The organism is Pseudonocardia bannensis (assembly GCF_012911875.1).
Lineage (GTDB): Bacteria > Actinomycetota > Actinomycetes > Mycobacteriales > Pseudonocardiaceae > Pseudonocardia > Pseudonocardia bannensis.
This window is the reverse complement of record NZ_JAAXKZ010000059.1, coordinates 22480-33679: the sequence shown is the minus strand read 5'-3', so window position 1 is coordinate 33679 and position 11200 is coordinate 22480. Positions and strand designations below refer to the sequence as shown.

The window sequence follows — 11200 nt, the reverse complement described above, 5'->3', positions numbered from 1 at the left end:
GATGGGGCGGGTCAGCGGGTGGGGCGGGCGTGTCGTGGGCGGCGTCCGCGAAGCCCGCGACCGCACCCGAGGTGTCGGCGACGGGGGCGTCGTGCGCCGCGAAGACCGTGCCGCTGGTGCCGATCGAGACGAGCACGTCACCCGGGCCGGCCCCGGCACCGAGGGCGGCCCCCCGCGGCCGGGCCTCGGGCGAGCCGCGGCCCGGCGGCTCAGGCCTCCGACGCCGCCAGCTGCCCACAGGCGGCCGCGATCTCCCGGCCCCGGGTGTCGCGGACGGTGCAGGCCACCCCGGCCGCCCGGACACCTGCGACGAACTCCTCCTGCACGTGCCGCGGCGAGGCGTCCCACTCACTGCCCGGCGTCGGATTGAGCGGGATCAGGTTCACGTGCACGCGCTTGGTGCCGACCTGCTGGCGCAGCAGCTTGCCGAGCAGGTCGGCGCGCCACGGGTGGTCGTTGACGTCGCGGATCAGCGCGTACTCGATGGAGACGCGGCGGCCGGTGGCCTGCGCGTACCGGCGGGCCGCGGCCAGCACCTCGGAGACCTTCCACCGGTTGTTCACCGGGACGAGGGTGTCGCGCAGCTCGTCGTCCGGGGTGTGCAGGGAGACGGCCAGCGTGACCGCGAGCCCCTCGGCGGCCAGCTTGTCGATCGCCGGGACCAGCCCGACCGTGGAGACGGTGACCCCGCGTGCGGAGATGCCCAGCCCGGACGGCGCCGGCTCGGTGATGCGGCGGACGGCCGCGACGACCCGCTGGTAGTTGGCGAGCGGCTCACCCATGCCCATGAACACGACGTTGGAGAGCCGGGTCGGCTCGCCCAGCGCGCCGTCTCGCGCGGCCGCGGCGGCCTGCCGCACCTGCTCGACGATCTCCGCGGTCGACAGGTTCCGCTGCAGCCCACCCTGTCCGGTGGCACAGAACGGGCAGGCCATCCCGCAACCCGCCTGGCTGGACACGCACACCGTGGCCCGGTCCGGGTAGCCCATCAGCACCGACTCGGCCCGGGTACCGTCGTGCCCGCGCCACAGCGTCTTGCGGGTCGCGCCGTCGTCGCAGGCCTGTTCGACCACGGGGGTCACCAGCGGCGGCAGCAGCGCGCCCAGCTGCTCACGGGCGGCGGCGGGCAGGTCGGTCATCACGTCGACGTCGGCGGTGAGCCGGCCGAAGTAGTGCCGGGCGAGCTGGTCGGCCCGGAACCCGGGGAGCCCGAGCTCGCTCACGGCGGCGCGGCGCTCGCCCGGGGCGAGATCGGCGAGATGGCGGGGCGGGAGGGCGCGCTTCGGCGCGTCGAAGACGAGCGGGAGGGTTGTCATGACCCTTCGATTGTGCCAGTCCCGAGGCCGGGAGCGGCGCCGGCAGCGACCGCGCACCGCCCGGAACCCGCCCCCTGCCGAGCGGAACCGCCGGGTCAGCGGCCGACGCGGTCGCGCAGCTCCTGGAACAGCCCGAGCCGGTAGACGCCCGCCGCCCACAGCACCACCGCGGCGCCCATCCCGACCAGGCCCTGCGGAACCGCCTGCCCGGCCGTGTCGAGCGCGAGCAGCGCTCCCCCGGCCCCGAGCACCATCAGCACCGCCCCCGCCGCGACCCAGGAGCGCTCCTCCAGGACGGACGACAGCGGGAACAGCAGCGCGCCGATCAGCACGCAGGCCACCGGCACGGCCAGCTCGTCCCAGCCGACCGCCCCCAGCAGCGCCCCCGAGACGACGACCAGCCCGACCGCGACGGCGGCGAGCCGGATCACCTTCGCCCGCAACCCGGGACCCAGCGCGGCGCCCGCGCCCTGGCGGCGCCGCACCGCGGTCCACAGCAGGCCGGTCGCGCCGATCCCGGCCGCCAGCACGACGGTGCCCGGGCCGCCCGCCAACGCCAGCGAACCGACGATCCACCACACTGCGCCGACCGCGATCTCCAGGTACGGCAGGGCGGCCTCCCCGGCCGCACGGATCGGTCTGGTCATGCACCAACGGTAGCCGGATCACCCGTGCGGGGGATGCCACCCCACAGCCTGCCCACACGAGATGTGAGAAGGTCCCGATCTCCCACTGCCGCACGACCCAGCCGCACGCCGGCCCACCACGAGGAGGACCCTGCGATGCAGGACCAGGACACCGACCGCGAACCCGGGGCCCCCGACACCGCACCGGGGCTCAGCCGCCGCGCCGTCGTCGCCGGAGCCGGCGTCGCGGCGCTCGGCGTCACCCTGGCGGTGACGGGCTGCTCGACCGCGCCCACCAGCTCCGGCGAATCCGGTGGAGGCAGCGCACCCGCACCGGCACCCGCGGCAGCGGGCACCGCGCTCGGGCCGGCATCGGACGTCCCGGTGGGCGGCGGCCGGATCTACGAGGCCCAGGGCGTCGCGGTGACCCAGCCGACGGCCGGCACCTACGAGGGGTTCTCGCTCACCTGTACCCACAAGGGCTGCACGATCAACCAGATCGCGAACAACCAGCTCGTGTGCCCCTGCCACGGCAGCAAGTTCGCCCTCGACGGGGGCGTCGTCCAGGGCCCGGCCGAGCGCGGGCTCGACAGCCGCCCCGTCAACGTGACGAACGGCCAGATCACCCTGGCCTGACCCCGGTCAGCCCCGGATCAGGCCCTGCGGCTTGCTCCGGACGTGCAGGCGGTAGCCGACCGGCACGGTCAGCCCGGGAGTCTGGGCGATCGCCCGGTCGGCGACCGCGGCCGAGAACTCGATCCGCAGTACCGCCTCGAGCGTGGCCCGATCCGCGAACCGCCACACCGTCGGCACCCGGCGCATCGTGAACCCGAGTCCGTCGAAGAACCGCTCGACCCGGCCCGGGTCGTAGCGCGGCAGATCGGCGCGCAGCCAGTCGCCGTAGGGCGGCGCGGTGAAGTCCAGGTCGATGATCGCGAGCACCCCGCCCGGGCGCAACACCCGATCGGCCTCGGCGAGGCCCGGCTCGCAGCCCGCGCCGAAGAAGTACGCGGTGCGCGCGTGCACCAGATCGACGCCGGCGTCCGGCAGCGGCAACCGGGCCGCGCCGGCCTCGAGGACCTGCACGCGGGGGAGCCCGGCGACCCGTCGCCGGGCTCGCTCCACCAGCGGCGGGTGCGGCTCGACACCCGTCACCGAGGCCGCCTCGGTGGCGAAGACCGGGAGGTGGAAACCGTCACCGCAGCCGACGTCGAGGACGTCGGCGTCCGCCCACGGTGCCAGCTCGCGCAGCGCCGCCCAGAGCGCGCCGTCGGCGTCCTGGGCGCGGTTCTCCTGCTCGTAGACCTCGGGCCAGTTCCAGATGTTCGGGCTCGGGATCGCGGGCCCCGGCTTGAGCTGGCCGCCGAAGCCCGGGAACAACCGGGTCACGCGACCGGGACGGCCAGGCCGAGCACCAGCCACGAGACGAAGGCCGCCGGCAGCAACGAGTCCAGCCGGTCCATCAACCCGCCGTGGCCCGGCAGCAGCGAGCCCATGTCCTTGATCCCCAGATCCCGTTTGATCATGGACTCGACGAGGTCCCCGAGGGTCGCGGTGACGACGAGCAGCGAGCCGGTCAACGCGCCCAGCCACCAGGCGCCGTCGAGCAGCAGCACGACCGACAACGCACCGGCGATCATGCCGGCGACCTGCGACCCGGCGAAGCCCTCCCAGGACTTCTTGGGACTGATGGTCGGGGCCATCGGATGCCGGCCCGCCATCACCCCGGCCGCGTAGCCACCCACATCGGAGGCCACCACGCAGAGCATGAACGTGAGGACCCGCCCGACCCCGTCGGGCGGAACCACCAGCAGCGTCGCGAAAGCGATGAACAACGGCACGTAGGCGGCGGTGAACAGGGCCGCGCTGGTGTCACGCAGGAAGTGCGCGGCGCCCTCGCGCATCCGCCACAGCAGGCAGGCCAGCGCGGTCGCGGCGAACGAGACCGCCAGGCCGGGGAGCCCGAAGGGCCAGCTCAGCCACACCATGGCCTGGCCACCGACCAGCAGCACCGGCAGCGGTACCGAGATCCCGGCGCCGCGGCGCAGCGCCCCGGCGAGCTCCCACGTCCCGACCGCGGTGGCGACCGCCAGCACCACGATGAACGCCTGCCGGACGACGAGCAGCGCGGACAGGATGACCGCGCCGAGCCCGACACCCACCGCGATCGCGGCGACGAGGTTGCGGCCCAGCCGGGCCGATCGCGACGGACGAGCGGGCGCCGGCCCCGCGGCGTCGGTTCCGGGCACGTCGGCGTTCACGGGCAGCGCACGGGGCGTCGTGGTGGCTGCGGCGGCACCGATCTCACTGGAGGAGGTCACCGGGCTCAGACTTCGAGGAGCTCGGCTTCCTTGTGCTTGACCAGTTCGTCCACCTGGTGGACGTACTTGTCGGTCGTGCCCTGCAGTTCCTTCTCGGCACGGCCGACCTCGTCCTCACCCGCCTCGCCGTCCTTGACGATGCGGTGCAGCTCCTCCATCGCCTTGCGGCGGATGTTGCGGATCGTGACCCGCGCGTCCTCGCCCTTACCGCGGGCGACCTTGACCATCTCGCGGCGGCGTTCCTCGGACAGCTGCGGGATCACCACCCGGATGATCTGGCCGTCGTTGGTGGGGTTGACACCGAGGTCGGAGTCACGGATCGCCTTCTCCATCGGCCGGAGCTGGCTGACGTCGTAGGGCTTGATCACCGCCATCCGCGCCTCGGGCACGGACACCGAGGCGAGCTGGTTGAGCGGCGTCATCGCACCGTAGTAGTCGACGGCGATCCTGGAGAACATCGCCGGAGTGGCACGTCCGGTGCGGACGCTCGCCAGATCGTCCTTGGCCACCGCGACGGCCTTCTCCATCTTCTCCTCGGCCTCGAAGAGAGTCTCGTCGATCACGGCTGCTCCCAGGTCGTGTCTGATCGATCGACGCCGAACGAAGCCGGCGGAGATCCATCAGTGGTATCACTGCTCTCGGGCGTGCTGACCAGCGTGCCGATCCTCTCACCCCGCACCGCTCGCGCGATGTTGCCCTCGGCCAGCAGGTTGAACACGATGATGGGCATCCGGTTGTCCATGCAGAGGCTGAAGGCCGTCGCATCTGCGACTTTCAGCCCTCTTTCGAGGACTTCGCGGTGGGTGATCTCGGTGTAGAGCTTCGCGTCCGGGTCCACCTTGGGATCCGCGGTGTAGACCCCGTCGACACCCTTCGCCAGCAGCAGCGCCTCGCATCCGATCTCGAGCGCGCGCTGGGCACCGGCGGTGTCGGTGGAGAAGTAGGGCATCCCGACACCGGCGCCGAAGATCACGACGCGGCCCTTCTCCAGGTGCCGCATGGCGCGGCGCGGGATGTAGGCCTCGGCGACCTGACCCATCGTGATGGCGGTCTGCACCCGGGTGTCGATGTTGTGCTGGCGCTCCAGGAAGTCCTGCAGCGCCAGACAGTTCATGACGGTGGCCAGCATGCCCATGTAGTCGGCGCGGGAGCGGTCCATGCCGCGCTGCTGCAGTTCCGAGCCGCGGAAGAAGTTCCCGCCGCCGATCACCACCGCGACCTGGACCCCACTGCTGACGACCTCGGCGATCTGCCGGGCCACCGCCTCGACGACCGTGGGATCGACGCCGACACCACCGCCACCGAACATCTCGCCACCGAGCTTGAGCAGCACGCGGCGGAAGCCGGGACGCGGGGTGTCGGCGTCCATCCCGAAGTCGTTCACCGGTGACCTCAGGCCTGACCGACCTCGAAGCGGGCGAACTCCTTCACCGTGAGGCCGGCCTCGTCGAGCAGGGCCTTCACGGACTTCTTGGAGTCCTGCACCGACGCCTGGTCGAGGAGCACGACGTCCTTGTAGAAGCCGGTGATGCGGCCGTCGACGATGCGCGGCAGGACCTGCTCCGGCTTGCCCTCCTCGCGGGCGGTGGCCTCGGCGATGCGACGCTCGTTGTCGATGACGTCGGCCGGCACCTCCTCGCGGGTGGTGTACCGGGGCCGGGCGGCGGCGATGTGCATCGCGACGCCGCGGGCGGCCTCGTCGTCGGCACCCTCGTAGGAGACCAGAACACCGATGGCGGGCGGCAGGTCGGTGGCGCGGCGGTGCAGGTACAGCGCGGCCGGGCCGTCGATGTGGATGTAGCGCTTGAGCTCGAGCTTCTCGCCGATCCGGGCCGACAGGGCCTGGATCGCGTCCTCGACGGTGCCGCCGTCGACCGTGGCCGAGCGCAGCGCGTCCACGTCGGCCGGCTTCTGGTCGACCGCGACCTGGAGGATCCGATCGGCAAGGGCCTGGAAGTCGTCGCTCTTGGCGACGAAGTCGGTCTCGCAGTTCAGCTCGACCATGGTGCCGCCGGAGGCTGCGACCAGGCCGTTGGAGGTGGCCCGCTCGGCACGCTTACCGACGTCCTTGGCGCCCTTGATGCGGAGCAGCTCGACGGCCTTGTCCAGGTCGCCGTCGGACTCCTCGAGGGCCTTCTTGCAGTCCATCATCCCGGAGCCGGTGAGCTCCCGGAGCCGCTTCACGTCCGCGGCGGTGTAGTTCGCCATCGTGGTGTCTCTTCGTCCTTGTCCGTCTGCGGGAAAAGTGCGGTGCAGCGCCCGAACCGGTGGCCGGCCCGGCCGGCGGGTGCGCGGGCCGGGCCGGGCCACCGGGTCACCGTTGATCAGTCGGCGGTCTGCTGGGTGCCGTTGCTGGTCGAGGCGGGCGCCGGGGTCGAGGCCGCGTTCGGGGCCTCCGCGTTCGCGCCGGCACCGGACAGGCTCGCGCCGTCCGAGCCGACCTCGCTGCCGGTACCGGTGAGCAGCTCCTGCTCCCACTCGGCCAGCGGCTCGTCGGTGCCGACACCGGCGTCGGGCTTGCCCTCGCCCTCGCCGCCACGGGCGCGGGCCGAACGGGCCATCAGACCGTCGGCCGCGGCGCGGGCGATCACCTTGGTGAGCAGCGCGGCCGAGCGGATCGCGTCGTCGTTGCCCGGGATCGGGAAGTCGACCTCGTCGGGGTCGCAGTTGGTGTCCAGGATGGAGACGACCGGGATGCCCAGCTTGCGGGCCTCACCGACGGCGATGTGCTCCTTCTTGGTGTCCACCACCCAGACCGCGCTCGGGACCTTGGCCATGTCCCGGATCCCGCCGAGGGTCTTCTCCAGCTTGTCCTTCTCGCGGGTGAGCATGAGGATCTCCTTCTTGGTGCGACCCTCGAAGCCCCCCGTCTGCTCCATCGACTCCAGCTCCTTGAGGCGCTGCAGCCGCTTGTGCACGGTCTGGAAGTTGGTGAGCATGCCGCCCAGCCACCGCTGGTTGACGTAGGGCATGTTGACCCGCGACGCCTCGTCGGCGATGGCCTCCTGGGCCTGCTTCTTGGTGCCGACGAACATGATCGTGCCGCCGTGCGCGACGGTCTCACGGACGAACTCGTAGGCCCGGTCGATGTACGACAGGGTCTGCTGGAGGTCGATGATGTAGATGCCGTTGCGCTCGGTGAGGATGTAGCGCTTCATCTTCGGGTTCCAGCGGCGGGTCTGGTGCCCGAAGTGCACACCGGAATCCAGCAACTGCTTCATGGTGACGACGGCCATGGCCGATGTTCACCTCTCGTTCGGGCGCGGCTCTCGGGCCGCGCGTGCGGTTCGCGGGCGCCGGTCGGCGGCCCACCCTGGCGTCGCGTCGATGTCCGGACCCGCCGGCCACACCCCTCGAGAAGGTCACGAGATCCGTGGTTCCGCGGGACCGCCCGGGCACCGTCCCCACCCACCGGTCTGCGCCGATCGGTTCGCGGGGCACGCGAGCGCGCGAAGTCACCTCGACAATTCGAGGTGCAGGTCGAGTGTACTCCGCGCCGTAGATCGACCCCATCCGGCGTCCCCCGCGGTGGCCGGTTGTCCACATGCCGGTCCAGCTGTCCACCGGGGAGCGAGGACACGGCACACGAAGGGTGCTCAAAGACCAGGCTGGCACGGTGGGAGGAGCCAGGGGACGCCGGGCGCGGCGAGCGCGGGTGCGGGCCGCGGCGGTGTGGGATGCAGCCTGGAGACGCCTCGGCCGCGCCGGTGCCGCGATCGCGGTGGCAGATGCAGCGCTCAAGCCCCCGGGGCGGTCGAGAGCCGTCGTCGCACTGACGGCTGTGGCAGTCGCGGTGCCGGCCGTCGCGGCGGCCGCGGCGGTGGGGCCCGAGGCCGCGGCGGTGGGGCCCGAGGCCGCGGAGGCGGGCGGGCTCGCGACCGCGGAGGCGGGCGGGCTCGCCGCCGCGGAGATGGGCCGGCTCGCCGCCGCGGAGGCGGGCCGGATCGGGGTGGCGGAGGCGGGCCGAATCGGGGTGGCGGAGATGGGCGGGCTCGCCCCCACGGGGGTGAGCGGGCTTGCGGCGGCGCGGCCGCTGCGGCCGCCTCCCGGCGTGCGGCCGGCTCCCACCATGACCGGGCACGGATCATCCGGCGAGCCCAGCGACCGGACGCTCGCGCCCGGGGCCTCGTACGGCTGGCCATTGCACCCGGCACCGGCCGTCCGGGCGCCCTTCCGGGAACCGGCGCACCGCTACGGTCCCGGCCACCGCGGTGTCGACCTCGGCGGTCTGCCGGGCCAGCCGGTGCTGGCCGCACGGGCGGGAACCGTCGTCTTCGCAGGTCCGGTGGCCGGGCGGGGTGTCGTCTCCATCCAGCACGACGACGGGTTGCGCACGACGTACGAACCCGTCGCCCCATTGGTCGCGGCGGGGGCCGTCGTGCGCCGCGGGGACCCGCTCGGCACCCTCGATGCCGGCCATCCCGGCTGTCCGGACCCGGCCTGCCTGCACTGGGGGGTACGGCGCAGCGCCGCGGAGTACCTGGATCCGCTCGTACTCGTGCGCCCGGCCCGGATCCGGCTGCTACCGGTCCCGAAGCCCTGGCCGGGTGATCCGGGGTGAGCCGACCGATCAGCCCGCGGCGAGCTCCTCGAGCCGGCCGCGCAACCGCACGACCAGCCGGGAGTGCAGCTGGCAGACCCGCGACTCGGTCACCCCGAGCATCCGGCCGATCTCGGCCAGCGTGCGGTTCTCCACGTAGTACAGCCACACGACCAGCCGATCGCGCTCGCCGAGCTGCCCGACCAGGACCGACAACTGGCGGAAGGTCTCCTGGCGCTGGATGACGGCCATCGGGTCGGGAACCGCGTCGTCGGCCAGCGTCTCGGCCACCGGCACCGCACCGCGCCCGGCCCCCTCGTCGAGCGCCTCCACGCTGACGAGCTGGACGTGGTGTGCGATCCGGCGCAGCTCCCGCAGCGAGATCCCGAGCTCCGCGGCAAGCTCACGGTTCGTGACGGCCCGCCCCAGGTGGCTCTCCATCCGTTCCTGCACGCGTTCCAGCTCACGGGCCCGGCCGCGGACGGTGCGCGGCACCCAGTCCTGCGCACGCAGCTCGTCGAGCATGGCGCCCCGGATCCGCTGCGCGGCGTAGCTCTCGAAGCGGGTGCACCGTTCCGGATCGAACCGCTCGATCGCGTCGATCAAACCGAACACCCCGGACTGCACGAGATCGGCGAGGTCGACGTAGGAGGGCAGCCCACCGGCCATCCGTCCCGCGACGCCCCGCACCAACGCGGTGTAGTGCACGACCAGCCGGTCGCGCTCGCACCGGCCGCGGCGGGCGAAGAAGTCCCGCCACAGCGCATCGGCGTCCATGTCGGGCGTGTCGACCCCGGTCACCGGGGGCGGATCACCGGCGGCAGCGTCGGTTTCGTCCCGTTCGCGACGATCTCCGAGAGGCGCCGGGAGTGGGTCGGCCGGCTCCGCCGGCCCTGTCCACCGGGAGGGGCGGTCCTCGTCCGCGGGCCGCTCCAGTACCGTGGCCAACACCGGGGGAAGCGTTCTGACCAGCGCGTATCCCGCCGAGGACCGATCAAGCCCTGGGGTGCGCCTGGTCATGGACCACCTTCAACCGATCGACGGTCACGTGCGTGTAGAGCTGAGTCGTCGACAGCGTAGCGTGACCGAGTAACTCCTGTACGTAACGCAAGTCCGCGCCGCCGTCGAGAAGATGGGTCGCGGCCGCGTGGCGCAATCCGTGCGGCCCGATGTCCGGCGCACCGGGCACCGCCGTCATCGCGCGGTGCACCACCGATCGCGCGACCCGGGGATCCAGCCGGCCACCGCGGGCACCGAGCAGCAATGCCGGAGGCGACCCGGGACGGGCGAGCCCGGGGCGGCCGAGCTGCAGCCAGCGGGCCAGCGCGCGCTCGGCCGGTGCGCCGAACACGACCGTGCGCTCCCGGTCTCCCTTGCCCAGCACCCGGAGGGTGCGCCGGTCGGCGTCGATGTCGTCGACATCGAGCCCGCACAGCTCCGCCACCCGGATCCCGGTGGCGTAGAGCAGTTCGAGTACCAGCAGGTCCCGCAGAGCGAGCGGATCGTTCTCAGCGGCGCCGGCGCCGGCGGCGTCGAGCAGATCGGCAGCCTGGTCCGCCCGCAGGACCTCGGGCAGGGCGCTGCGCGGTCGCGGCGACTCCAGCCGGGCCCCAGGATCGGTGGGCAGCCGGCCCGTGTGCCGGGCCCAGGCGGTGAACGTCCGCGCGGCCGCAGCTCGGCGGGCCAGTGTGGACCGGCCGGTGCCCGCCGCGTGCGCGTCGGCCAGCCAGCGCCGCAGCAGCGGGAGGTCGAGGCTGGTGAGGTCCGGACGCGGTAGTCCGGCCAGGAGCCCGGTCAGGTCGCCCCGGTAGGCCCGGATGGTGTGCGGCGAACGGCCGCGCTCCAGCTCGAGGTGCCGGAGGAAGGCCTCCAGCGCCTCGGCGACCTCCGCGGCGAGATCGGGTGTGGGCCGGGGCATCTCCCGACGGTGCGGGCCCGGCGCCGCCCGGTCAAGCACCGCCACGCCGGGGTGCGGGTCGATGCAACGAGCGCAACGGGTCGGCCAGCCCGCCGGTGGCCCGGCCGCGGAGACGTGCGCTGGTCCGCACCCGTACGTCGGTCGGCTGGGCGAGGCGGTAGCCGGCGGCACCCATCCGGCGCCACAGCCCGTGGTCCTCGCCGTGCCCGTCCCGCGGGAAACCGCCGACCGCGAGGGAGGCATCGGCCCGGAGTCCGAGATCGGCCGCGTAGGCGTGCTCGTGGCGGCTGCCGTGCATCCCGCCCGCCACGACCGCGCGGTAACGCTCGACCGCGTCGGCCGACAGCCGCGACAGGCCGCGCAGGTCGGCGAGCCCCGCCACCCCGTGCGCCCCATCGCGCGCGAACCACAGGTGCGCGGTCGCCCAGTCCTTCGGCACCGTCGTGTCGGCGTCGGTGCTGAGCAACCACGTCCTCTCC

At 73.3% G+C, this 11200-nt stretch carries 12 protein-coding genes and 1 pseudogene; 2 read left to right on the top strand and 11 right to left on the bottom strand.

Annotated elements, in window-relative coordinates:
• Positions 1-209: 209 nt before the first annotated feature.
• Positions 210-1316, bottom strand: coding sequence for a dual-specificity RNA methyltransferase RlmN (gene rlmN, locus HF519_RS16665; protein ID WP_169413872.1), 1107 nt, complete (start codon positions 1314-1316; stop codon positions 210-212).
• 95 nt (positions 1317-1411) lie between these two features.
• A complete protein-coding gene (locus tag HF519_RS16660) occupies positions 1412-1963 on the bottom strand; it encodes a hypothetical protein (protein ID WP_169413871.1) in 552 nt (183 codons plus the stop codon).
• A gap of 135 nt (positions 1964-2098) precedes the next feature.
• Here HF519_RS16660 and HF519_RS16655 point away from each other — a divergent pair, with 135 nt between their 5' ends.
• A complete protein-coding gene (locus HF519_RS16655; protein ID WP_169413870.1) occupies positions 2099-2578 on the top strand; it encodes a QcrA and Rieske domain-containing protein in 480 nt (159 codons plus the stop codon).
• 6 nt (positions 2579-2584) lie between these two features.
• Here HF519_RS16655 and HF519_RS16650 read toward each other — a convergent pair whose 3' ends face one another.
• The 6 genes and pseudogenes from HF519_RS16650 to rpsB all read right to left on the bottom strand — a co-directional run bounded on the left by HF519_RS16650 (position 2585) and on the right by rpsB (position 7499).
• Positions 2585-3331 carry a class I SAM-dependent methyltransferase gene (locus tag HF519_RS16650; RefSeq protein ID WP_169413869.1) on the bottom strand — a complete coding sequence of 249 codons (747 nt, stop codon included), beginning with the start codon at positions 3329-3331 and terminating at the stop codon, positions 2585-2587.
• Positions 3328-4191, bottom strand: coding sequence for a phosphatidate cytidylyltransferase (locus HF519_RS16645; protein WP_312860152.1), 864 nt, complete (start codon positions 4189-4191; stop codon positions 3328-3330). The genes HF519_RS16650 and HF519_RS16645 overlap by 4 nt, the downstream gene beginning before the upstream one ends.
• Positions 4192-4268: 77 nt before the next feature.
• The gene (gene frr / locus HF519_RS16640) at positions 4269-4826 is read right to left on the bottom strand and encodes a ribosome recycling factor (RefSeq protein ID WP_169413868.1); all 558 of its coding nucleotides are present in this window, start codon (positions 4824-4826) and stop codon (positions 4269-4271) included.
• A gap of 71 nt (positions 4827-4897) precedes the next feature.
• Positions 4898-5632, bottom strand: a pseudogene (gene pyrH, locus HF519_RS16635) (UMP kinase); the annotation flags it as partial.
• A gap of 23 nt (positions 5633-5655) precedes the next feature.
• Positions 5656-6471, bottom strand: a complete 816-nt coding sequence (gene tsf, locus HF519_RS16630) for a translation elongation factor Ts (RefSeq protein ID WP_169413867.1) — start codon at positions 6469-6471, stop codon at positions 5656-5658.
• 116 nt (positions 6472-6587) lie between these two features.
• The gene (rpsB, locus tag HF519_RS16625; protein ID WP_169413866.1) at positions 6588-7499 is read right to left on the bottom strand and encodes a 30S ribosomal protein S2; all 912 of its coding nucleotides are present in this window, start codon (positions 7497-7499) and stop codon (positions 6588-6590) included.
• A gap of 545 nt (positions 7500-8044) precedes the next feature.
• Here rpsB and HF519_RS33560 point away from each other — a divergent pair.
• Positions 8045-8824, top strand: coding sequence for a M23 family metallopeptidase (locus tag HF519_RS33560; protein WP_438826401.1), 780 nt, complete (start codon positions 8045-8047; stop codon positions 8822-8824).
• A gap of 9 nt (positions 8825-8833) precedes the next feature.
• On the opposite strand, the gene HF519_RS16615 is transcribed toward HF519_RS33560, so the two are convergent.
• The 3 genes from HF519_RS16615 to HF519_RS16605 form a co-directional block, all read right to left on the bottom strand.
• Positions 8834-9604, bottom strand: a complete 771-nt coding sequence (locus HF519_RS16615; protein ID WP_312860151.1) for a FliA/WhiG family RNA polymerase sigma factor — start codon at positions 9602-9604, stop codon at positions 8834-8836.
• Between the two features lie 193 nt (positions 9605-9797).
• Complete coding sequence (locus HF519_RS16610) at positions 9798-10721, bottom strand: tyrosine-type recombinase/integrase (RefSeq protein WP_169413865.1); 924 nt, start codon at positions 10719-10721, stop codon at positions 9798-9800.
• A 31-nt stretch (positions 10722-10752) separates the two neighbouring features.
• The gene (locus tag HF519_RS16605; RefSeq protein ID WP_169413864.1) at positions 10753-11187 is read right to left on the bottom strand and encodes a glycosyltransferase family protein; all 435 of its coding nucleotides are present in this window, start codon (positions 11185-11187) and stop codon (positions 10753-10755) included.
• Positions 11188-11200: the final 13 nt, after the last annotated feature.

What these genes read in the sequence shown, in the direction of transcription:
- rlmN (WP_169413872.1), bottom strand. Translation starts at nt 1,316, where the DNA reads ATGACAACCCTCCCGCTCGTCTTCGACGCGCCGAAGCGCGCCCTCCCG.
- HF519_RS16660 (WP_169413871.1), bottom strand. Translation starts at nt 1,963, where the DNA reads ATGACCAGACCGATCCGTGCGGCCGGGGAGGCCGCCCTGCCGTACCTG.
- HF519_RS16655 (WP_169413870.1), top strand. Translation starts at nt 2,099, where the DNA reads ATGCAGGACCAGGACACCGACCGCGAACCCGGGGCCCCCGACACCGCA.
- tsf (WP_169413867.1), bottom strand. Translation starts at nt 6,471, where the DNA reads ATGGCGAACTACACCGCCGCGGACGTGAAGCGGCTCCGGGAGCTCACC.
- rpsB (WP_169413866.1), bottom strand. Translation starts at nt 7,499, where the DNA reads ATGGCCGTCGTCACCATGAAGCAGTTGCTGGATTCCGGTGTGCACTTC.
- HF519_RS16610 (WP_169413865.1), bottom strand. Translation starts at nt 10,721, where the DNA reads ATGCCCCGGCCCACACCCGATCTCGCCGCGGAGGTCGCCGAGGCGCTG.